Below are 22,213 nucleotides of genomic sequence, written 5' to 3'. Positions count from 1 at the left end.
CTCGCTGCGCCAGTGTTTAGTCCGGCCATGGCTTTCACCATCCGCCAGTTGCAGTTCTTCATCGCCGTCGCCGAGCAAGGCACGGTGTCGGGCGCCGCGCAAAACCTGTCGATTTCGCAATCGTCGGTCACCGAGGCGATCAAGGAGCTTGAGAGCGATCTCGGCGTCGAACTGTTCGAGCGCCACCCGCGTGGCCTCAACATCACCCACAAGGGCCACCAGTTCCTGCGCCACGCCACTAAGATACTGGCCGACGTTTCCGATGCGCGCCGCTCTTTCTCCGGCGACCAGATGGTGGCGGGCGGCCGGCTGCAGCTCGGCGTCACCTCTTTGGTTGCCGGCTATGTGCTGTCCGACCTGCTGGCGCGCTACCGTCGTGCCTATCCGGGCGTCGAGGTTTCGGCCATCGAGGACAATGGCGATTATCTCGAGCATCTGCTGATCGGCGGCAAGCTCGACATCGCCGTGATGGTCACCTCGAACCTGCGCGACCGCACCGCGCTGCAGTCGGAAATCCTCGAAGTCTCGGCCTATCGGCTGTGGCTGCCGCTCAGCCATCCGCTGGCCGGCGCCGACATCATCGGCATTGGCGACATTGCCGGCGAACCGCTGATCATGCTCACCGTCGACGAAATCGAGGAAAACACCGGCAAGCTGCTGGCAGCGATTGGCGCCAAGCCGCATGTCGCTTTTCGCACCCGTTCGGTCGAGGCGGTGCGCAGCCTAGTCGCCACCGGCGCCGGCGTCGCGCTGCTGCCCGACCTCGTCTACCGGCCGTGGTCGCTGGAAGGCGACCGCATCGAATCGCGCGATATCTCAGGCTCCTTGCCGGTCGTGCAGGTCGGCATGGTCTGGCGTCGCGGCTCCGGCCTGCCGCAGGCGGCGCGCGACTTCATCGGCCTCGCCCAGTCGCAGCGCATGGTGCGTCAACGGCCCGACAAGATCGGCCGCTGATCTATCGGAAAAACCGATATCGCCCTTCTGATAAATGAATTTGCGAAACCGGCAATTTCACAGCACTTTGTCTGTAAGGAACCAAAGCCGCCGTCAGAGCGGCATGCGTCCATCGGACGAGCTGACTTTTTTCAGTCCGCGCGTGGCCCTGGCGAAGACCGAAACCGGCTTCGGGGTCAGGCGCCAAAATGGGAGATCGATGATGAATTCATTCCTCAAGTCATGCACTGCGTTGACGGTTGCGCTGACCTTCTCCGGCCAGGCTGTCGCCCAGGTCAAGGAACTCGGCAAGGGCGAAGGCCAGGTCAACATTGTCGCCTGGCCCGGCTACATCGAGCGCGGCGAAACCGACAAGGGCTATGACTGGGTCTCGTCCTTCGAGAAGGACACTGGCTGCAAGGTCAACGTCAAGACCGCCAACACCTCCGACGAAATGGTCTCGCTGATGAACGAAGGCGGCTTCGATCTCGTCACCGCCTCGGGCGATGCGTCGCTGCGCCTTGTCGCCGGCAAGCGCGTCCAGCCGATCAACACCGATCTCATCCCGAGCTGGAAGACGGTCGACGACCGGCTGAAGGATGCGCCCTGGTTCACGGTCGACAAGGTGCACTACGGCGTTCCCTACCAGTGGGGTCCGAATGTGCTGATGTACAACACCGACGTGTTCAAGGAAGCACCGAAGAGCTGGAACGTCGTCTTCGAGGCGATGGACCTGCCTGACGGCAAGCCGAACAAGGGGCGCGTTCAGGCCTATGACGGTCCGATCCATATTGCCGACGCGGCCAACTATTTGATGTTCCACAAGCCGGAACTCGGCATCAAGGATCCTTACGAACTAACCGAGGACCAGTACAAGGCGGCGCTCGATCTGCTGCGTGTCCAGCGTACGCTGGTCGGCCGCTATTGGCACGATGCCGCCATCCAGGTCGACGATTTCCAGAACGAGGGCGTGGTTGCTTCGGGTTCGTGGCCGTATCAGGTTAACGCGCTGGTTGCCGCCAAGAAGCCGGTCTCTTCGACCATTCCCGAGGAAGGCGTCACCGGTTGGGCCGACACCACCATGATGGAGGCCGACGCGGCCAATCCGAACTGCGCCTATATGTGGCTGGAGCATTCGCTGTCGCCCAAGGTGCAGGGCGATGTCTCCGCCTGGTTCGGTTCGCTCCCGGTGGTGCCCGCCGCCTGCAAGGGCAACGAACTGTTGACCGACGAAGGCTGCAAGACCAACGGTTACGACAATTTCGACAAGATCAAGTTCTGGAAGACGCCGGTGTCGAAATGCGCCAGCGAGAACAACCAGTGCGTGCCTTACTACCGCTGGGTGTCGGACTATATCGGCGTCATCGGCGGTCGGTGATTTTGCCCATTGCCCTCCCCTGATGGGGAGGGTCGACGCGTACCGTTGGGGTGGGGTCTGCGAGGTGGGGCTGCTCGGCAGGTCATGCCGGATCACCCCCACCCGCGGCTTCGCCGCAACGCTGTGCCAATCCGCCATCCCAGTCGGGAGGCGAGAGCGATTCGACAAAGCTAAACCGGCAACAGATTGACAGCCTATGACACCAGCCGTTTCCTTCAAACAGGTCTCCCGCCATTTCGGCAGCGTGCGCGCTGTCGATGCGGTCGACCTCGATATCGTGCCCGGTGAGTTCTTCGCCATGCTTGGTCCCTCGGGGTCCGGCAAGACGACCTGCCTGCGCCTGATCGCCGGCTTCGAGCAGCCGACGGCCGGTTCGATCTCGATCTTCGGCGAACGCGCCGAGGGCGTTCCGCCCTATCGTCGTAACGTCAACACGGTGTTTCAGGATTACGCGCTGTTTCCGCATCTGAACGTGCTCGACAACGTCGCCTATGGGCTGATGGTCAAGGGCGTCGGCAAACCCGAGCGGCAGAAGGCTGCGGAAGAGGCGCTGTCGCTGGTGCGGCTTCCCGGCTATGGCGCCCGTCGCCCCGGCCAGCTTTCCGGCGGCCAGCGCCAGCGCGTGGCGCTCGCCCGCGCGCTGGTCAACCAGCCCAAGGTGCTGTTGCTCGACGAGCCGCTCGGCGCGCTCGACCTCAAACTGCGCGAGAACATGCAGGAAGAGCTGAAGTCGCTGCAGAAGGCGCTCGGCATCACCTTCATCTTCGTCACCCATGACCAGGGCGAGGCGCTGTCCATGGCCGATCGCGTCGCTGTCTTCAACGACGGCAAGATCATGCAGATCGGCACACCGGAAGACATTTATCAGCGGCCGAAAACCCGCTTCGTCGCCGATTTCGTCGGCTCGTCCAATATCCTGCCGCCGGATTTCGTCCAGCGCTATGCCGGCCAGCATCGCTGGGGCAGCCTGCGACCTGAATCCATTCGTGTCGGCCGTGCCGCGAAAGGCGACGGCGTTGCCGCTCGCCTCGTCTCCACCAACTATCTCGGCGCCACGACCAAACTGGCCCTCGATGCCGACGGGCTGAAGCTGCATGCCATCGTGCCGGCCGGCACCGCCTTGCCGGCAGAAGGCGAGGCGGTGGTGCTCACCTTCAACCGCGAACATTTGCACCTGATGGACGAGCCGGCATGAGCCTCGACGCCGCCATGCCGCGCGCCAATGCCCCTGCGATCCTGCCGGGAAGCGGTGGCCTGCGCGGCGCGCTGTCGGATCTTTTCTGGCGCAGGCCCAAGGTCCTGCTGTTGCTCATGCTGCTGCCGCCGGTGCTGTGGCTCGGCATCGTCTACATCGGCTCGCTGTTTGCGCTGCTGGCGCAGAGCTTTTTCTCGATCGACGAATTCTCCGGCCTCATCAACCGCGAGTTCACGCTGAAAACCTATGGCGACCTGTTCCAGGTCGCCAATCTCGACATCATCCTGCGCACGGTGACGATGGCAGCCCTGGTCACGGTTGCCTCCGCGATCCTCGCTTTCCCCATCGCCTACTACGCGGCGCGCTATGCCCGCGGTCGCTGGAAGGCGCTGTTCTATCTCGGCATCATGCTGCCGCTATGGTCGAGCTACCTGGTCAAGATCTATGCCTGGAAGCTGATCCTGGCCAAGGAAGGCATCCTGACCTGGCTGCTCGCCAAATTGCACCTTCTGTGGCTGCTCGATGGCTGGCTGTCGTTGCCGGTCGTCGGCGGCAACTCGCTGTCGGTCTCTGCCACCGGCACTTTCATCGTCTTCGTCTATGTCTGGCTGCCGTTCATGATCCTGCCGGTTCAGGCGGCTCTCGAGCGTGTGCCCGGCAATCTGGTCGAAGCTTCGTCCGATCTCGGCGCCTCGCCAGGGCAGACCTTTCGCAACGTGCTGTTCCCGCTGGCGCTGCCGGGCATCGTCGCCGGCTCGATCTTCACCTTCTCGCTGACGCTTGGCGACTACATCATCCCGCAGATCATCGGGACGTCGCGGCTGTTCATCGGCCAGGCCGTCTATTCGCAGCAAGGCACCGCCGGCAACATCCCGCTCGCCGCCGCCTTCACCGTGGTGCCCATCGTCATCATGGGTTTCTACCTGTGGGGCGCCAAGCGCATGGGGGCCTTCGATGCGCTCTGATGGCTCGCAATCGGCACCGCTCGGCCTCAAGGTAGCCGCAGCCTGCGGCCTGCTGTTCCTGCACCTGCCGATCCTGCTGATCTTCGTCTACGCCTTCACCACCGAGGAGAAGAGTTTTGTCTGGCCGCCGCCCGGCTTGACGACACAGTGGTTCGCCGTCACCTGGAACCGGCCCGATGTCTGGCAGGCGCTGTCGCTGTCGGTCCGGGTCGCCGCGATCTCGACCGCAATTGCGCTCATCCTCGGCACGCTCTGTTCGGCCGCGGTTTCCAGGACAAAATTCTTCGGCCGCGAAACCATCTCGCTATTGGTCATCTTGCCGATCGCGCTGCCCGGCATCATCACCGGCATCGCGCTGCGCTCGGCGTTTTCGCTGGCCGATATTCCCTTCTCGTTCTGGACGATCGTGCTTGGCCACGCCACCTTCTGCGTCGTCGTCGTCTACAACAACGCCGTCGCCCGTTTCCGCCGAACCTCCGGTTCGATGATAGAGGCGTCAATGGATCTCGGCGCCGACGGCTTCCAGACCTTCAGGCATGTCGTGCTGCCCAACATCGCCACCGCTCTGCTTGCCGGCGGCATGCTGGCCTTCGCTCTATCCTTCGACGAGGTCATCGTCACCACCTTCACCGCCGGCCAGCAGCAGACGCTGCCGATCTGGATGCTGGAAGAGCTGATCCGTCCGCGCCAGCGCCCGGTCACTAATGTCGTAGCCATGGTCGTCGTGCTGGTGACGCTGCTGCCCATCCTGCTTGCCTATTACCTGACCCGCGACGGCGACCAGATCGCCGGTTCAGGCAAATAACCTCAAAAAATCCGTAAGGGAGAGACCTCCATGGACACCCAGATGCTGATCGGCTCGAAGTTCGAGAAGGGCACCGAGACCGAGGAGCCGATCCTCAACCCAAAGACCGGGGCGACCATTCTCAACCTGCCTGAAGCCAGCCAGGCGCAGATCGAGGCGGCTGTCATTGCCGCCGAACAAGCGTTCGCCTTGTGGTCGCGCACCACGCCGGCGCAGCGCTCCGGCTATCTCCTGAAGATCGCCGACCGCATCGAGGTCGACGCGAAGGAGTTCGCAGCACTTGAGGCGCTCAACTGCGGCAAGCCGATCAACGCCGTGCTCAACGACGAAATACCGGCAATCGTCGACTGCTACCGCTTCTTTGCCGGCGCGGTGCGTTCCATGCCGGGTGTGGTCGCCGGCGAATACATTCCGGGCCACACCTCGATGGTCCGCCGCGATGCCATCGGCATCGTCGCCTCCATCGCGCCGTGGAACTATCCGCTGATGATGATGGCATGGAAGCTGGCACCGGCGATTGCCGGCGGCAACACCGTCGTCTTCAAGCCATCCGAACAGACGCCGCTGACAGCTTTGAAACTGGCGAAGATCCTGGCCGAAATCCTGCCGGAGGGCGTCGTCAATGTCGTGCTTGGCCGCGGTGACAGCGTCGGCAACACGCTGATCAACCACCCCAAGGTCAACATGATCTCGATCACCGGTGATGTCGCCACCGGCAAGAAGGTGCTGCAGGCCGCCGCCAAGTCGGTCAAGCGCACGCATCTCGAACTCGGCGGCAAGGCGCCGGTCATCGTCTTCGACGACGCCGACCTCGGCGCCGTGGTCAACGGCCTGCGCGCCTTCGGCTACTACAATGCCGGCCAGGATTGTACCGCAGCCTGCCGCATCTATGCCGGCAAGAAAATCTACGACAAGCTCGTCGCCGACCTCTCCTCGGCCGTCTCGACCATCAAGTACAACCGCCCCGACGACACCGAGAACGAGATCGGACCGTTGATCTCGCGCCGCCAGCGTGACCGCGTCTCGAGCTTCGTCGAGCGTGCTTCCGAGCTGAAGCACATCGAGATCACCACCGGCGGCAGACCGGGCGAGGGCTCCGGCTTCTACTACCAGCCGACCGTCGTTGCCGGCGCGCTGCAGGAAGACGAGATCGTGCGCCGCGAAGTGTTCGGGCCCGTCGTCTCGGTCACCCGTTTCACGGAAGTCGACGAGGCCGTCAACTGGGCCAATGACAGCGACTACGGTCTGGCGTCATCTGTCTGGACCAAGGATGTCTCACGCGCCATGGCAACAGCCGCCCGTCTGCAATATGGCTGTACCTGGATCAACACCCACTTCATGCTGACCAATGAGATGCCGCATGGCGGGCTGAAGCAGTCCGGCTACGGCAAGGACATGTCGCTCTATGCGCTGGAGGACTACACCGCCGTGCGCCACGTGATGGTGGCCCACGGTTAGTGATATCCGAATAGGGCAGCGGCCATCACTACTCCTTAAAATATCCACCGTGCCGTTTTCTGTATATTAAGCGTGAGTAACTTTCGCGGCCCAGCGACAGATCACAATTTACTGAATATTCAACCTGAGCGAGCAGCCTTCCGGTCGGCAAAACCGGCGGCGAGGGGGTTCGCTCATGAATACGGCCAAGATCAAGTTGACGGTAATCGGCGGCTTCTGCGTGCTGATCGCCGTCTTCGGCGGCAAGGACATCATCAAGAAAAGCGGCTGGCCTGAGGCGCCGGCCGAAGTCCTCGCGGTCAACGTCGAATGCGACATGGAATCGACCGCGCACAAGATCGTCTACAAGACCGTGAGCACCGCCACGATCCCATGCGATCTGGTTGAGGCGTTCAAGACAGTCCACGCCGACAAAGAGTGGAAGGTGACCCAGAAATTCACCGGCACCTTGCGCGTTGGCACCGGCGCCGGTGCCGTCGAGACGACGATGGATCTGAACAAGAACGGCGCCCGTGAACCGCAGGTCGGCGACACGCTCACCGTCGTCCAGAACCCTGCCAATCCGACGCAGATCGAGCCTACCGGCATGACCGGCACGCGTATAACCATAGTCGTCGGCGCCGGACTGCTCGGCGCGCTGTTTCTGTTCATCGCTTTCCGGGGCAGCAGGCCGGCAGCGGCGCGCGCTGTGACCGCGAGCTTTGCAGACGATGCGGCCGGTGCCGACGAACGCGCCCGCAAGGCGGATGCCATGATAGCAGCGGCGTTGGCCAAACAGGGTGCCATGCCCGGCCAAAGCGCTCCGGCGGGGCGCATGGCGGCCGCCGAACAGGCCAGGCAAGCGCGCTACGCGGGGCCACGAACAAGCTTCGGCCGGCGAAGCTGACGGCCGAAAGTTGCGGCACCTGTGTAGCTGCTATTCGACGATGCGATAGATGTTCCACAGGCTGGTGCCCGAGACCACATAGGGCTCGATCTCCTTGCCCCATTTGGCGTGCGCGTCGATCTTGCCGATCTTGGCAAACATCGCCTCCAGCTGGGCCAGGCTTTCCACCTGGTGATGCGACTCGACCGTTGCTTCCCGCGCGCCGATCGATCCGGTCATGATCTGGAACTTGAGGTCGGCGAGGCCGACCTGCGAGCCGATCTCGCGTTCCCATTTCTTCAACAGGTCAAGCACAGTCTGCTTGTGCCCGAACTTGGCGTCGATCTGCCATCTGGCGCTGAACATCTTCTTCTCCTCTGGGTTTGCGGCGCAATCCGCCGTTGATCTACTCGTCCCAGGCCTGCACGACGGTCTGCCGTGCAATCAGCCCGTTCTTCAGTTCCAGCATCGCCGCGCAGAACACCTTGGTGCCGTCCGGATAGGCGCAGGCCTGGGTGAAGGCGAGGTTGTTGCCGTCGGCGATCGTGGTGTCGACCTTGTGGGTCATCGCCCGGCTGCAGATGTCATCCCAGAACGTAGTGATCGCCGCGCGCCCGCGGATTTCGCGCGGCTTGCTCGGCGGGTTGTTGCGGTCGAACACCCGCACCAGCGCGTCGTCGGTATAGAAGCTCGCCAGCAGCCTTCCATCACGGCCTTCGATTGCTTTCTTGATCGCCGCGCCGTCCACGACTTGAGTCTTCGTCAGCATTTTATCCTCCATGGCCCGTCTTCCCGATCGGGCGGTTGATGATCAGAAGCGCTGCCCGGCGCCGATCGACGGGCAGTGGTTTTTCACTGCGACTTGGCCTTGACGGCCGCGAACACGTCGTCGGTCTGCTTCTTGAAGGTCGCGAGGTCGATCTGGCTGCCATTAAGCATCGTCGACCAGTGGCGCACGATCGCCGCCATCGCCACGGCTTCCTTGATCTCCTCGTCGCTGGCGCCGTTGAGCTTGGCCGCCTGCGTGTGGAAATAGATGCAGTACTGGCACGGGATCTGCGAGGCGACGGCGAGGCCCATGAGTTCCTTGGTCTTGCCGTCGAGCGCGGTGTTCGGATTGAGCTGCACGGCCTTGATCTCGGCCCAGGCGCCGGCGACCGCGACGTCGGGCAAGGTCTTGAACATGTCCGGCACCGAGCCGAGCGTTGCCTGAATGTCCTTGTAGGCGGCCGTCGCCGAAGCGTCCTCGGCCTTGGCAGGTTCCATGGCAAAGAGCGCGCCGACGCTCGCCGCTATTGCCAGCGATATGAGTGTCCGGTTCGACTTCAACATTTCATCCTCCGTTCGCAGCGCCCTTTCTGGCGACATCCGCCTGGCCTGCATGGGAAGAATTGATAGCGCCTACATGCCCTGGGCCGCTTCACCCGAAAGCGCCATGGCTCTCATGGCCCGTCCGGGCCAGTGTGCCTGGCTGAAAACGCCGCCGCCGCCGCTCGCGACGGCAGGTCCAGTTTGAGCAATATGTTGGCGACATGACGCTTGACCGTGTGTTCGCTGAGCCTCAGCTCTGCGGCGATCGCTGCATTGCTCTTGCCGTCGGCGATCAGGCTCACCACCTCGCTCTCCCGCGCTGTCAGTACGGCCGGTTCGCTCGCCTTGGTCTTGGCGCGGCAGGCGGGCTCCAGATGCTGTTCGGACGTCGCCCATACCAGTGCCAACGGTTCGTCCTGTTCGTCCAGCGTGATGCGCCCGGCATCGGTGAAATGCAGGCCCGACCCGGCTGCGAGATCGGCGACCAGCCGCGACGCGAGGATGTCGCCGCGTCCCGCATGGGCGGCAAGCTGCATCGTCACGCGGGCCGTCAGCCCGACCGGTGGCCCGCGCAATTCGACCTCGCCGACATGCACGCCTTGCCCGCTGGCGATGCCGATTTCCTGCGCCGCCTCGCGCAGTGCGGCCGCGCAGCGTATGGCGCGGGCTGGACCGTCGAAGCGCGACATCATCATCCCGCCATGCGTGCCTGCCGAGCGGCCGCCATAGCGCCCGACCAGCAGCCGCAAGCTTTCCTGGAAGCGCTGGCTGCGCTCGCTCCACATGCGGTCGCCGATCCGCGCCGTGTCGTAGATGCGTGTTGCCACAAGCGTGGCAAGCACGCGTTCCACCTCCGCCACGGCACGCGCGCCGGTCAGGAACTCCTCGATCAGGTCGGCCACCCGGTCGACGTCGCCGGTCCAGATCGGATGGTCGCGCCCGGGCACCTCGGCCAGCTGCGCATTGGCGATTTTCTTGGCCAGGAAACGGCTGGCATCGGGGTCGACCCGCACATCGTTGCGGCGATGAATCAGCAAGGTCGGCGCGCTGATCGCCGAAAGTATTCCGCGCACGTCGATCCCGGCATTCATGCGCGCCAGCGCGGCTGCAGCAGTCGGGCTCGCCGACAGCCGCTCGAAACGCCCCCACCACAAGGCGAAACGCGAATCGTCGACCCGGCCAGGAGCGAAATGCTGCAGCGTGGCGCCTGTGCCCCATGCGGTCTCGGCTGTCTCGATGAAAGTGTCGAGGCGCTCCGGCGACATCACCCATTTGTGGAAATGCGCATAGCCGCCGTAAAGCGCCAGCGCCCGCGTCCGCTGCGGATAGGTGGCGGCAAACAGCATCGCCATCGGCGCGCCTTCCGAAGCCCCGAGCAAGGCCGCCCGGCCACTGCCGGCGGCATCCATCACCGCGCGCACATCGTCCATGCGGGTTTCGAGACTGGGCAAATGATGGGCATCGACGCGGTCGGAAAGTCCGGTGCCGCGCTTGTCGAACAGGATCAGCCGTGAGAAGACCGATAGCCGCCGCAAAAGCCTGGTATAGCCTTCGTCTTCCCAATGCAGGTCGAGATTGGAAATGAAGCCCGGCACGAACACCAGATCGAACGAGCCCTGGCCGATCACCTGATAGGCGATCCGCACATCGCCGCTCCGGGCGTATCGGGTCTCGATCGGCCTCACGAGTGCATTCCACCCGGCCAGACGTTCTGATCGCCGACCATAGCAGAGGCGCGCCGCTTGCGGCAGCCAAACTTTAGAGGGCTGAAATATAAGACCTTTGGCGGCCGGGGGCGGTTGTCGGGCTATTTCTGCGGAGCGGCGCTCTCGGCCTGCGCAGGCTCGCGCCCGGTGTAACCGATACTCGTATCGGCCTGTTCTGGCGTCTTGGGCCGCTTGATCTTGGCGGAAGCAGCCACGACGAGTTCGTTGAAGCCCTCACCGCCACTGTTCAGCATCTCGAACAGCTGCCGCCGCATTCTCGGTTCCCAGAACTTGTTGATGTGCTCGGCGATGCCGGCGATGCCTTCCTCGCGCGGCTTGGAGTGGAAGAAGGCGGCGATCTGGTTGGCCATGATCACCAGCTTCTCGCTGGTGCTCATGATGTGCTCTTCGTCATGCGACATGCTGGGTAACTCCGGAGACCACCCGGTCGGGGTGGGTGAAAATATCGAAATCGTCGCCGCGCACCAAAGCCACCAGCGTCATGCCGGCGCCTTCGGCCGTGCGGATGGCAAGGGCTGTGGGCGCCGATACCGCGATGATGAAGGCCGAGCCGATTGCCGCCGTCTTCTGCACCATCTCGACCGAGACGCGCGACGTGACGACGACGGCACCCGACGCGCCGTCGATGCCGACCTTGGCCAGGGCGCCGGCCAGCTTGTCCAGCGCGTTGTGACGGCCGACATCCTCGCGCGCCATGACAATGCCCTTGCCGGGGATGTAAAAGCCGGCGGCATGCACTGCGCCAGTCTCGGCGTGCAGCGGCTGCACCTTCGACAGCAATTTGACGGAACGAACAATGTCGTCCGCCTCAAGTGTAAGTTTCGACGCACCAACCGCATCGACCGAGCGCATCGCTTCCTCGATCGATTCGATGCCGCACAGGCCGCAGCCGACCGGCCCGGCCAGCCGGCGCCGCCGCGCCTCGAAGCGCGTATTGGCCTGATCCTTGAGACGGATCTGGATGTCGATGCCGGCGCCATGATCCTCGACCTCGATGGCCTCGATCTCGTCAGGCTTTGCGATAATGCCTTCGGTCAGCGAAAAGCCGAGTGCGAAGTCCTCGAAATCCGCCGGGCTGGCCATCATCACCGCGTGCGTGGTGCCGGCAAAGGAGAACGCCACCGGCGTCTCTTCCGGCACCATGCGGTTGGCCGCCGCAGTGCCGCCGGCGCGGCGGGCAAGGCGCGAGATTTGCGTCGTGGCTTTGCGGCGCGCGGCCAAGACCTACTCCGCCGCTTCCAGCTTTGCGATGCGCCGGCTCTGCTTGGCCTGCTCGTCATAGTCGCGCTGCCAGTCCGACGGGCCGTTGGAGGCGCCGACCTGCACCGCCGTCACCTTGTATTCCGGGCAGTTGGTCGCCCAGTCGGAGAAGTCGGTGGTGATGACGTTGGCCTGCGTGTCCGGATGGTGGAACGTCGTGTAGACCACGCCGGGCGACACGCGATCGGTGATCAGGGCGCGCAACGTCGTCTCGCCAGAGCGGCTGGTCAGCCGAACCCAATCGCCGTCGCGCAGGCCGCGATTTTCGGCATCGTGCTGGTGGATCTCCAGCCGGTCCTCAGAATGCCACATGACGTTGTCGGTGCGTCTGGTCTGCGCACCGACATTGTACTGCGACAGGATGCGGCCGGTGGTGAGCAGCAGCGGGAAGCGCGGCCCGGTCCGCTCGTCCGTCGCGACATATTCGGTGCGGATGAACTTGCCCTTGCCGCGCACGAAACCATCGACATGCATGATCGGAGTGCCGAGCGGCGCCTTTTCATTGCAGGGCCATTGCACGGATCCGACACGGTCGAGCAGCTCGAAGGAGACGCCGGCGAAGCTCGGCGTCGTCTTGGCGACCTCGTCCATGATCTCTGAGGGATGCTGATAGTTCCAGTCCAGCCCCACGGCGCGCGCAAGCTCCTGCGTCGCTTCCCAGTCGGCGTAGCGCGCCTTGGGCTCTAGAACCTTGCGCACCATGTTGATGCGGCGCTCGGCGTTGGTGAAAGTGCCGTCCTTCTCCAGGAAGGTCGAGCCCGGCAGGAACACATGCGCGTAGTTCGCCGTCTCGTTGAGGAAGAGGTCGTGCACGACGACGCATTCCATCGCGGCGAGGCCGGCGGCAACATGTTTGGTATCAGGATCGGACTGAAGAATGTCCTCGCCCTGGATGTAGATGCCCTTGAAAGTGCCGTCGACGGCGGCATCGAGCATGTTGGGAATGCGCAAGCCGGGTTCGTCGTCCAGCTTCACGCCCCACAGGCTCTCATAGATGTCGCGCACGGCTTCGCCGGAGATGTGGCGGTAGCCGGGCAGTTCGTGCGGGAAGGAGCCCATGTCGCACGAGCCTTGCACGTTGTTCTGGCCGCGCAGCGGGTTCACGCCAACGCCTGGACGGCCGATATTGCCGGTGGCCATGGCGAGGTTGGCGATCGCCATCACCGTGGTTGAACCCTGGCTGTGTTCCGTCACCCCGAGGCCGTAGTAAATCGCGCCATTGCCGCCGGTGGCGTACATCCGCGCAGCACCCCTGATCAACTCGGGATCGACGCCGGACAGCTTGCCGACGATTTCGGGGCTGTTTTCCGGCAAGGCGACAAACGAAGCCCAATCCTGGAACTCCACCCAGTCGCAGCGCTCGCGGATGAAGGCTTCGTTGAAAAGACCTTCGGTGACGATGACATGCGCCAGCGACGTCAGCACCGCCACATTGGTGCCGGGCTTCAGCGGCAGGTGATAATCCGCCTCGATATGGGCAGACTTGACCATCTCGGTGCGACGCGGATCAAGCACGATCAGCTTGGCGCCCTGGCGCAGCCGCTTCTTCAGGCGCGAGGCGAACACCGGGTGCGCGGAAGCCGGATTGGCGCCGATGATGACGGCGACGTCGGTGAAGTCGACGGAGTCGAAATCCTGCGTGCCGGCCGAGGTGCCATAGGTCTGGCCGAGACCGTAGCCGGTCGGCGAATGGCAGACGCGTGCGCAGGTATCGACGTTGTTGTTGCGGAAGCCTTGCCGCACCAGCTTCTGGACGAGATAGGTCTCCTCGTTCGTGCAGCGCGACGAGGTGATGCCGCCGATGGCGGTGCGTCCGTATTGATACTGGATACGGCGGAATTCCTTGGCCGTATGGGCGATCGCTTCTTCCCAGCTCACTTCGCGCCAGGGATCGCTGATCTTTTCCCGGATCATCGGCGACAGGATGCGGTCCTTGTGGGTGGCATAGCCATAGGCGAAACGGCCCTTCACGCAGGAATGGCCGTGGTTCGCCTTGCCGTCCTTGTACGGCATCATGCGGATGACTTCGTCGTCCTTCACCTCGGCCTTGAACGAGCAGCCGACGCCGCAATAGGCGCAGGTGGTGACGGCCGAGCGCTCCGGCATGCCCTTCTCGAGCACCGTCTTCTCGCGCAGCGCATCGGTCGGACAGGCCTGCACGCAGGCGCCGCAGGACACGCATTCGGAGGCGATGAAATCCTCGTGCATGCCGGCGACCATGCGCGATTCGAAACCGCGGCCCTCGATGGTCAGCGCGAAGGTGCCTTGCACCTCCTCGCAGGCCCGCACGCAGCGCGAGCAGACGATGCATTGCGCCGCATCGTAGGTGAAATAGGGGTTGGACTCATCGCGGGCGATGTAGTCGACCGCCAGCGAGCCATGGCCGGGTGCAACGCCGTTTTCCTTGACGTGGTTACGGCCTTCGACGCCGAAGCGGTTCTCGGTCAGGCCGACCGACTTCGCCACCGCGTCGAACTCGCTGGCGCCGGTGCCGGCTTTCTCGTTCCAGCCGGTCGGATGGTCGGAGATATAGAGCTCCATGACGCCGCGACGAATGGCGTCGAGCCGATCGGACTGCGTGCGCACCACCATGCCTTCGCCAACCGGCGTCGTGCAGGACGCCGGCGTGCCGCCGCGCCCTTCGATCTCGACGAGGCAGACACGGCACGAACCGAACGAGTCCAGCATGTCGGTGGCGCAGAGCTTGGGGATCTCGACCCCGCCTTCCATCGCCGCCCGCATGATCGACGTGCCTTCCGGCACGCTGATGCTGCGGCCGTCGACGGTCAGCGTGATCCGCTTCTCCGCATTCGATTGCGGGGTTCCGTAGTCGATCTCTTCGACGAGTGGCGGGAAGTCGGCCTTGATGTTCATCTGCCAGCTCCTATTCAGCAGCCACGCGCGCCGGCGCGGGCTTGAAATCTTCGGGGAAGTGGGTGATCGAGCTCATCACCGGGTAAGGCGTGAAGCCGCCCAGCGCGCACAGCGACCCGAACTTCATCGTGTTGCAGAGGTCGGTGACCAGCGCGAGGTTCTTCTCCGGCTCGATGCCGGCCGCCAGCCTGTCGATGGTCTCGACGCCGCGCGTCGAACCGATGCGGCAGGGCGTGCACTTGCCGCAGCTTTCGATGGCGCAGAACTCCATGGCGAAGCGCGCCTGCTTCAGCATGTCGGCGGTGTCATCGAAGACGGTGATGCCGGCATGGCCGATCAGGCCGTCACGCTTTGCAAACTCTTCGTAGTCGAACGGCGTGTCGAACAGCGCGCGCGGGAAATAGGCGCCGAGAGGTCCGCCGACCTGCACCGCCTTCACCGGACGCCCGTTGGCGGTGCCGCCGCCGATATCGTCGACGATCTCGCCCAGCGTCATGCCGAAGGCCGCCTCGAACAGGCCACCTTGCTTGACGTTGCCGGCGATCTGGATCGGGATGGTGCCGCGCGAGCGGCCCATGCCGTAATCCTTGTAGAAGGCGGCACCCCTGTCCATGATGATCGGCACGGACGCCAGCGAGATGACGTTGTTGATCACCGTCGGCTTGCCGAACAGGCCTTGAATCGCCGGCAGTGGCGGCTTGGCGCGTACCACGCCGCGCTTGCCCTCCAGGCTGTTCAACAGCGAGGTTTCCTCGCCGCAGACATAGGCGCCGGCGCCGACGCGGATTTCCATGTCGAAGGCATTGGGGGAGCCGAGCACATTGACGCCGAGCACGCCGGCCTTGCGGGCGACCTCGACAGCCTTGTTCATCGTCGCCACCGCATGCGGATATTCCGAGCGGATATAGACAAAACCCTTGGTCGCGCCGGTGGCGATACCGGCGATCGCCATGCCTTCGATCAGCACGAAGGGGTCGCCTTCCATGATCATGCGGTCGGCGAAAGTGGCGCTGTCGCCTTCATCGGCGTTGCAGACGATGTATTTGCGGTCGCCGGCGGTATCCAGCACCGTCTTCCATTTGATGCCGGTCGGGAAGCCGGCGCCGCCGCGCCCGCGTAGACCCGAGTCCGTCACCTGCTTGACGATGTCGGCGGGCGCCATGGCCACCGCGTTCTGCAGGCCCTTCAGCCCGCCATGCGCCTTGTAATTGTCGAGCGACAGCGGGTCGATGACGCCGCAGCGCGCAAAGGTCAGGCGCGTCTGCTTGGCCAGGAACGGGATCTTGTCGGGCGCGCCCAGCCAGCGCTTGTGATGGCCACCCTTGAGGAAACCGCAGTCGAACAGGCTTTTGACGTCGGAAGGCTTCACCGGCCCATAGGCGACGCGGCCCTCGGCGGTTGCCACCTCGACCATCGGCTCGAGGAAGTAAGCGCCGCGCGAACCATTGCGTACGATCTTGGCCTCGATGCCGCGTTCGGCCAGTTCCGCTCGAATCGCCTTGGCGACCTTCTCGGCGCCGAGTGCCAGCGCGCCGGAATCAGCCGGAATGTAGATGCGCGGGATCATGAGCGTACCTCCGCGACGATCTCTTCGATCTTTTCGTCATCGAGCCGCCCGATCACCTCGCCGTCCAGCATCGCCGACGGCGAACAGGCGCAAAGCCCGAGGCAATAGACCGGCTCGAGTGTAACCGATCCGTCGCGTGAGGTCTCGTGGAAACCGATGCCCAGCAATTGCTTGATCTTGGCGGCGACGGCATCCGAACCCATCGACTGGCAGGCTTCCGCCTGGCAGAGCTTGAGCACATGCCGGCCGGCCGGCTTGGCGCGGAAATCATGATAGAAGGTCACGACGCCGTGCACTTCAGCCCTGGATAGGTTCAGCCCATCGGCGATGATCGGCAGCGCGTCGTGCGGCACATGGCCGAACTCTTCCTGGATGCCGTGGAGGATCGGCAACAGAGGACCTTCGAGGTCCTTCAACTCCTGGATGATCGCCGCCGTGCGCGACGCGATCTCGGTACTTGCAGGCTGCATCGTCATGCAGCGCCCTCCCTGATGGTAGCTTTTTTCGCTAAGTCTTTACAAAATCAGAGGAAACCCGCGGAATCAATAAAGCTGTTCCGTTGCTCGATAGAAATCTTCTATCGATTTCATCCAGCCAGCATTGTCTAGCTCAACGTCGGGTGTGGAAATCGTCCGCCAGCGCCATCGCCTCGTCCAGCAGCGCCGAGACCAGCGGCGTGTGCGGCTCGCGCGGCGTCGCCACCAGCCCGACAGTGTGGCTGGCGTCGGGCTCGACGATAGGAATGGCCCGGATCGGCTCGGAAAAGCCGAACGTTTCCGCGAGGTTGAGCGGCATGATCGATGACCATTTTCCGGTGCGGATATGGGAAAACAGAACGATCATCGAATTGGATTCCAGCGTCGGCCGAACCTGCACGCCGGCTTCGGCCAGATGCTGGTCGATGATGCGGCGGTTCTGCATGTCCGGCGTCAACAGGCACAGCGGCAACTGGCTGAGTTCGGCCCATGTCACTTTGTCGCGGTCGGAATAGGGGTTCCCGACCGCGGTGATCAGTTGATAGCGCTCGTCATAGAGCGGCACGCTGGTCACGCGCCCCAGCGGTTCGTTGTCGAGATAGGTGATGCCGGCATCGATGTCGAAATTGCCGAGCAGCGACAGCACCTCAATCGACGTGCGCGACAGCACCGAAAAGGTGACGCCCGGATGCTTTGCCCGAAAGGGTGTCGTCAGCCGCGCCACCATGGCCAGTGCGGTCGGAATGGCGGCGATGCGAATGCGGCCGGAAAGGCCGTGCCGCGCCGCGCGCATCTCTTCCTTCATGGCACGGCTGTCGCCGACGATGCGGCGCGCCCACGCCAGCACCTGCTTGCCTTCCGGCGTCAGCCCCTGGAAGCGCGAGCCACGCAGAACCAGCATCACGCCAAGCTGGCCTTCCAGCTGCTTGATTCCGGCCGAAAGCGTCGGCTGGGTGACGCCGCACAGCTCCGCCGCCCGCCCGAAATGCTCTTCCCGGGCCAGCGCGATGAAGAATTCCAGCTTGTCGATCATGGGCGAAAGCTAACCGGCGCGAGGCGGCTACGCCAGCCGGTGCTGGCGCCCCGTACCCAAAATCGCCTTGTGCTCCGGGGATAGCGGCCGAAGCCTACCTGTCCACCAGGTTCAGGATGTTGCCGTCGGGATCCTTGAACCATGCGACCCTCATCCCGTAGCCGACATGGATATCGCCTTCCAGCGTCAGGCCGGGCATGTCGTAGCGCTCGAAAGTGACGCCTTTCGACTTCAGCGCCTTGACCACATTGCCGATCTCGTCGCCAACCATCCAGGTCACCGCCGTCGCCTTGTTGGTTCCGGCAAATTGGGAATGATAGACGTTGATGGCGGTGTCGCCGCTTTTGTACACGATCAGTTCGCCGCCCTCATCGTGCACCTGCTTCAGGCCAAGTGTCCCCTCATAGAAGGCCTTGGCCCTTGCCAGGTCTTTCACCGCCAGATTGGCCGTCGCGTTGCTGTTTGCGAGCATGGTCGCCTCCTTCTTTGGTCGTCGGTCCTGTGCTGGTCGTTGAAATAGGTCGCTCCGATTGTTTGACGACGTCGGCTGGCCCAATTGCTGGCCGCACCGGCACATCTGGAAGACGTTTGGCGGGGATGAAGTCCGACAAGACCCGTCGTTTTTGCGAGCGCGACGAGGCAGCCATTGCTCCACGGCTTGGTTCTGTCCGGAAACTACATTATCTCAGGCGCAAGCTGCGTAAGGAAAAACTGCCATGCCCGCCGTACAGGAAAATGTCACCAAGGAAATCGTCATCGAGCGCCTGAAGACGGTCAATGGGCCGGACTTCACCGGCAACATTGTCGACCTTGGCATGGTTTCCGAGATTTTCATTGCCGATTCCAAGGTCTTTTTCTCGATCACCGTCCCCGCCGCTCGCGCCCAGGAGATGGAGCCGCTGCGCGCCGCCGCCGAGCGGGTCGTCAAGGCGATCCCCGGTGTCTCCGGCGCCGTGGTCGCACTGACGGCGGAAAAGAAGGGCGGCGGCATGGAGGCCTCGGTCCCGGCACGTCCCGCCCCCAGACCTGCGCCGCCGGCCGCACCCGCGGCCCCGCGCCCAGCTCCCCACGCCCCTGCATCGCAAAGCCAGGGAAAACGCGGCGTGCCCGGCATCGAGGCGATCATCGCGGTAGCCTCCGGCAAGGGCGGCGTCGGCAAGTCGACCACCGCCGTCAACATCGCGCTTGGCCTTGCCGCCAATGGCCTGCGGGTCGGTGTGCTCGATGCCGACATCTATGGCCCGTCCATGCCAAGGCTGCTCAACATCCATGGCCGGCCGCAGACCGTCGACGGTAAGATCCTGAAACCGATGGAGAATTACGGGCTCAAGGTGATGTCGATGGGCTTCCTCGTCGATGAGGAGACGCCGATGATCTGGCGCGGGCCGATGGTGATGTCGGCGCTGACGCAGATGTTGCGCGAGGTCGAATGGGGCCGGCTCGACGTGCTGGTCGTCGACATGCCGCCCGGCACCGGCGATGCCCAGCTGACCATGGCCCAGCAGGTGCCGTTGGCCGGCGCCGTCATCGTCTCAACGCCGCAGGACCTGGCCCTGATCGACGCCCGCAAGGGGCTGAACATGTTCAAGAAGGTCGACGTGCCGCTGCTCGGCATCGTCGAGAACATGAGCTATTTCATCGCCCCCGATACCGGCAAACGCTACGACATTTTCGGCCATGGCGGGGCGCGGCGCGAGGCCGAGCGTCTCGGCGTCACCTTCCTGGGCGAAGTGCCGCTCGAAATGGGCATCCGCGAGAGCTCGGACGCCGGCACCCCGGTGGTCGCCTCGAAGCCAGATGGTCCCGAGGCGAAAATCTACCGCGATATTGCCGGAAGGGTCTGGGAGCGGATTAATGAAGAACGCGGCGCGGCGGCAGCTGCCGTGCCGAGCATCGTCTTCGAATAAGTTTTGACGACCTAGGCTGCGCCGACCTTCTCGCCAAAGCTCGAGAAAAACTGGCCGGCCAGTTTCTTCGAGGTCGATTCGATCAGCCGGCTGCCGAGTTGGGCGATCTTGCCGCCGACATCGGCCTTGGCCGCGTATTTGAGGATTGTCGCATCTGGTCCGTCGGCGGTCAGCGTCACGTCGGCGCCGCCCTTGGCGAAGCCGGCGATGCCACCCTTGCCTTCGCCCTGGATCGTGTAGGAGTTCGGCGGGTTGAGGTTTTTCAGCGTCACTTCGCCGTTGAACGTCGCCTTGATCGGCCCGATCTTCAGCACCACGGTCGCCGTCATTTCGGTCGGCGACTTCATGTCGAGGCTCTGGCAGCCGGGAATCGTCGCCTTCAGCACCTCGGGGTCGTTCAGCGCTTCCCATACTTTTTGCAGGGGTGCGGCGATGCGTTCCTCGCCTTCGATCACCAAAGCCATCAAAATCTCCCCGAAAAGACAGGTCTGAAGCCCTAGCGCAGGGGTGCGGATATGTCTATCGCACCAAAGTGTGGGTTCGGACCGCGCGTGCCTCTTGCCTGCTCTCGCGCGTTGCCATATCGATTTGTCCTACAAATATGGAGACCATGATGGCCGGCGCCCCTACCAGAAAGAAGAAATTTCGCTCGCAGGAGTGGTTTGACAACCCGGACAATCCCGGGATGACCGCGCTTTATCTGGAGCGCTACCTCAATTACGGGCTGACACGCGCCGAGCTGATGTCGGGCAAGCCGCTGATCGGCATTGCCCAGACCGGCTCGGACCTGTCGCCTTGCAACCGCCACCACATCGAACTGGCCAAGCGCGTGCGCGAGGGCATCGTCTCGATGGGCGGCATTCCTTTCGAATTCCCTTGCCATCCGATCCAGGAAACCGGCAAGCGGCCGACCGCGGCACTCGATCGCAACCTTGCCTATCTCGGCCTGGTCGAGGTGCTTTACGGCTACCCACTAGATGGCGTCGTGCTCACCATCGGTTGCGACAAGACGACACCGGCCCTGCTGATGGCTGCTGCCACCGTCAACATTCCGGCCATCGCGCTGTCGGTCGGCCCGATGCTGAACGGCTGGCACAAGGGCAAGCGTACCGGCTCCGGCACCATCGTCTGGGAATCGCGCCAGCGGCTGTCGGCCGGCGAGATCGGCTATGACGAGTTTATGGACATCGTCGCGTCCTCGGCGCCGTCCACCGGCTATTGCAACACCATGGGCACCGCCACGACGATGAATTCGCTGGCCGAGGCGCTTGGCATGCAATTGCCGGGCTCGGCTGCCATTCCGGCGCCTTATCGCGAGCGCGGCCAGATCTCCTACGAGACCGGCAAACGCATCGTCGAGATGGTGCATGAGGATCTGAAGCCTTCGGACATCATGACCAGAGAGGCGTTCGAGAACGCCGTTGTCGTCAATTCTGCCATTGGCGGCTCGACCAACGCGCCGATCCATCTCAATGCCATCGCCCGTCATCTCGGCGTCAAGCTCGACAATGACGATTGGCAGGCGATCGGCCTCAACGTGCCGCTGCTGGTCAATCTGCAGCCGACGGGCGAGTATCTCGGCGAGGACTATCACCATGCCGGCGGCGTGCCGGCCGTGGTGGCCGAACTGATCAAGGGTGGGCTGTTGCCGCATCCCGGCGCGCGCACCGCCAATGGCAAGTCGATCGGTGAGAATTGCGAGGGCGTCGTCAACGAAAACGCCGACGTCATCCGCTCTGTCGCCAAGCCGCTGAAGACCAATGCCGGCTTCATCAACCTCAAGGGCAATCTGTTCGATTCGGCGATCATGAAGACCAGCGGTATCTCGCCCGAATTCCGCGAGCGCTATCTGTCCAACCCTGCGGATCCCGAGGCCTTCGAGGGCAACGCCATGGTCTTCGACGGTCCGGAGGACTATCACACTCGTATCGACGATCCGGCGCAAGGCATCGACGAACACACCATCCTGTTCATGCGCGGCGCCGGCCCGATCGGCTATCCCGGTGGCGCCGAGGTCGTCAACATGCAGCCGCCGGCCTATCTCATCAAGAAGGGCATCCATGCGCTGGCTTGCATCGGCGATGGTCGCCAGTCGGGCACGTCGGGCTCGCCGTCGATCCTCAACGCCTCGCCGGAAGCCGCCATCGGCGGTGGGCTGGCGCTGTTGAAGACCGGCGACCGTGTCCGTATCGATCTCAGGAAAGGCACCGCCAACATCCTCGTCAGCGACGACGAGATCGCCAAGCGGCGCGCCGCGCTGCAAGGCAATGGCGGCTTCCACTATCCGCTGCACCAGACGCCGTGGCAGGAGATCCAGCGCGGCATGGTCGACCAGTTCGACCAGGGAATGGTGCTGAAGCCGGCGGTGAAATACCAGGATGTGGCGCACACACGCGGCGTGCCGAGGGACAACCACTGAGCGGCGGATTCCGCCGCTCAAGCCGGCCGGCAAGGCGGTT

21 protein-coding genes are annotated in these 22,213 nt (G+C 63.7%); 9 read left to right on the top strand and 12 right to left on the bottom strand.

The window, feature by feature from the left end; translation table 11 throughout:
- Window positions 1-27 precede the first annotated feature (27 nt).
- The 7 genes from AC1DXU_RS21610 to AC1DXU_RS21580 all read left to right on the top strand — a co-directional run bounded on the left by AC1DXU_RS21610 (window position 28) and on the right by AC1DXU_RS21580 (window position 7,620).
- On the top strand, window positions 28-954 hold the full coding sequence (locus tag AC1DXU_RS21610; protein ID WP_477311464.1) for a LysR family transcriptional regulator: 927 nt from the start codon (window positions 28-30) through the stop codon (window positions 952-954).
- Between the two features lie 202 nt (window positions 955-1,156).
- Window positions 1,157-2,311, top strand: a complete 1,155-nt coding sequence (locus AC1DXU_RS21605; RefSeq protein ID WP_477311899.1) for an ABC transporter substrate-binding protein — start codon at window positions 1,157-1,159, stop codon at window positions 2,309-2,311.
- Window positions 2,312-2,507: 196 nt separating this feature from the next.
- Window positions 2,508-3,506 (top strand): ABC transporter ATP-binding protein, encoded by a 999-nt coding sequence (locus AC1DXU_RS21600; RefSeq protein ID WP_477372231.1) that lies wholly within the window; start codon window positions 2,508-2,510, stop codon window positions 3,504-3,506.
- Window positions 3,503-4,471 carry an ABC transporter permease gene (locus tag AC1DXU_RS21595; protein WP_477372229.1) on the top strand — a complete coding sequence of 323 codons (969 nt, stop codon included), beginning with the start codon at window positions 3,503-3,505 and terminating at the stop codon, window positions 4,469-4,471. The genes AC1DXU_RS21600 and AC1DXU_RS21595 overlap by 4 nt, the downstream gene beginning before the upstream one ends.
- Window positions 4,461-5,276 (top strand): ABC transporter permease, encoded by an 816-nt coding sequence (locus tag AC1DXU_RS21590; protein WP_477372227.1) that lies wholly within the window; start codon window positions 4,461-4,463, stop codon window positions 5,274-5,276. Before AC1DXU_RS21595 ends, AC1DXU_RS21590 begins: the two co-directional genes overlap by 11 nt.
- Before the next feature lie 30 nt (window positions 5,277-5,306).
- Window positions 5,307-6,734, top strand: coding sequence for a gamma-aminobutyraldehyde dehydrogenase (locus AC1DXU_RS21585; RefSeq protein ID WP_477311468.1), 1,428 nt, complete (start codon window positions 5,307-5,309; stop codon window positions 6,732-6,734).
- Window positions 6,735-6,909: 175 nt separating this feature from the next.
- On the top strand, window positions 6,910-7,620 hold the full coding sequence (locus tag AC1DXU_RS21580; RefSeq protein WP_477372225.1) for a hypothetical protein: 711 nt from the start codon (window positions 6,910-6,912) through the stop codon (window positions 7,618-7,620).
- A gap of 30 nt (window positions 7,621-7,650) precedes the next feature.
- Here the strand turns inward: AC1DXU_RS21580 and AC1DXU_RS21575 are convergent, their stop codons facing one another.
- From AC1DXU_RS21575 to AC1DXU_RS21525, 11 genes are all read right to left on the bottom strand, one after another.
- Entirely contained in the window at window positions 7,651-7,965 is a 315-nt protein-coding gene (locus AC1DXU_RS21575; RefSeq protein WP_477311470.1) for a hypothetical protein, read from the bottom strand.
- A 40-nt stretch (window positions 7,966-8,005) separates the two neighbouring features.
- Entirely contained in the window at window positions 8,006-8,368 is a 363-nt protein-coding gene (locus tag AC1DXU_RS21570) for a nuclear transport factor 2 family protein (protein WP_477311471.1), read from the bottom strand.
- 83 nt (window positions 8,369-8,451) lie between these two features.
- A complete protein-coding gene (locus tag AC1DXU_RS21565; protein ID WP_477311472.1) occupies window positions 8,452-8,931 on the bottom strand; it encodes a carboxymuconolactone decarboxylase family protein in 480 nt (159 codons plus the stop codon).
- A 110-nt stretch (window positions 8,932-9,041) separates the two neighbouring features.
- Entirely contained in the window at window positions 9,042-10,595 is a 1,554-nt protein-coding gene (locus AC1DXU_RS21560; RefSeq protein ID WP_477372223.1) for an alpha/beta fold hydrolase, read from the bottom strand.
- Between the two features lie 122 nt (window positions 10,596-10,717).
- Complete coding sequence (locus AC1DXU_RS21555; RefSeq protein WP_477311474.1) at window positions 10,718-11,038, bottom strand: formate dehydrogenase subunit delta; 321 nt, start codon at window positions 11,036-11,038, stop codon at window positions 10,718-10,720.
- On the bottom strand, window positions 11,028-11,858 hold the full coding sequence (fdhD, locus tag AC1DXU_RS21550; RefSeq protein ID WP_477372221.1) for a formate dehydrogenase accessory sulfurtransferase FdhD: 831 nt from the start codon (window positions 11,856-11,858) through the stop codon (window positions 11,028-11,030). The genes AC1DXU_RS21555 and fdhD overlap by 11 nt, the downstream gene beginning before the upstream one ends.
- 3 nt (window positions 11,859-11,861) lie before the next feature.
- Window positions 11,862-14,771 carry a formate dehydrogenase subunit alpha gene (fdhF, locus tag AC1DXU_RS21545; protein ID WP_477311476.1) on the bottom strand — a complete coding sequence of 970 codons (2,910 nt, stop codon included), beginning with the start codon at window positions 14,769-14,771 and terminating at the stop codon, window positions 11,862-11,864.
- Window positions 14,772-14,781: 10 nt separating this feature from the next.
- The gene (locus tag AC1DXU_RS21540; RefSeq protein WP_477311477.1) at window positions 14,782-16,338 is read right to left on the bottom strand and encodes a formate dehydrogenase beta subunit; all 1,557 of its coding nucleotides are present in this window, start codon (window positions 16,336-16,338) and stop codon (window positions 14,782-14,784) included.
- Window positions 16,335-16,814, bottom strand: coding sequence for a formate dehydrogenase subunit gamma (locus AC1DXU_RS21535; protein WP_477311478.1), 480 nt, complete (start codon window positions 16,812-16,814; stop codon window positions 16,335-16,337). The genes AC1DXU_RS21540 and AC1DXU_RS21535 overlap by 4 nt, the downstream gene beginning before the upstream one ends.
- Before the next feature lie 133 nt (window positions 16,815-16,947).
- The gene (locus tag AC1DXU_RS21530) at window positions 16,948-17,847 is read right to left on the bottom strand and encodes a LysR family transcriptional regulator (RefSeq protein WP_477311479.1); all 900 of its coding nucleotides are present in this window, start codon (window positions 17,845-17,847) and stop codon (window positions 16,948-16,950) included.
- Between the two features lie 94 nt (window positions 17,848-17,941).
- A complete protein-coding gene (locus AC1DXU_RS21525; RefSeq protein WP_477311480.1) occupies window positions 17,942-18,319 on the bottom strand; it encodes a VOC family protein in 378 nt (125 codons plus the stop codon).
- Between the two features lie 244 nt (window positions 18,320-18,563).
- On the opposite strand from AC1DXU_RS21525, the gene AC1DXU_RS21520 reads away from it, so the two are divergent.
- Entirely contained in the window at window positions 18,564-19,754 is a 1,191-nt protein-coding gene (locus AC1DXU_RS21520; RefSeq protein WP_477372219.1) for an Mrp/NBP35 family ATP-binding protein, read from the top strand.
- An 11-nt stretch (window positions 19,755-19,765) separates the two neighbouring features.
- Here AC1DXU_RS21520 and AC1DXU_RS21515 read toward each other — a convergent pair whose 3' ends face one another.
- Entirely contained in the window at window positions 19,766-20,218 is a 453-nt protein-coding gene (locus AC1DXU_RS21515) for an SRPBCC family protein (RefSeq protein WP_477311482.1), read from the bottom strand.
- A 149-nt stretch (window positions 20,219-20,367) separates the two neighbouring features.
- On the opposite strand from AC1DXU_RS21515, the gene AC1DXU_RS21510 reads away from it, so the two are divergent.
- Window positions 20,368-22,173, top strand: a complete 1,806-nt coding sequence (locus tag AC1DXU_RS21510) for an IlvD/Edd family dehydratase (RefSeq protein ID WP_477372217.1) — start codon at window positions 20,368-20,370, stop codon at window positions 22,171-22,173.
- The last annotated feature ends 40 nt before the right edge of the window (window positions 22,174-22,213 follow it).

The organism is Mesorhizobium sp. P3_A10, from assembly GCF_056403175.1.
The sequence above is the reverse complement of the archived record's forward strand: the minus strand, read 5'-3'. Positions and strand labels throughout refer to the sequence as shown.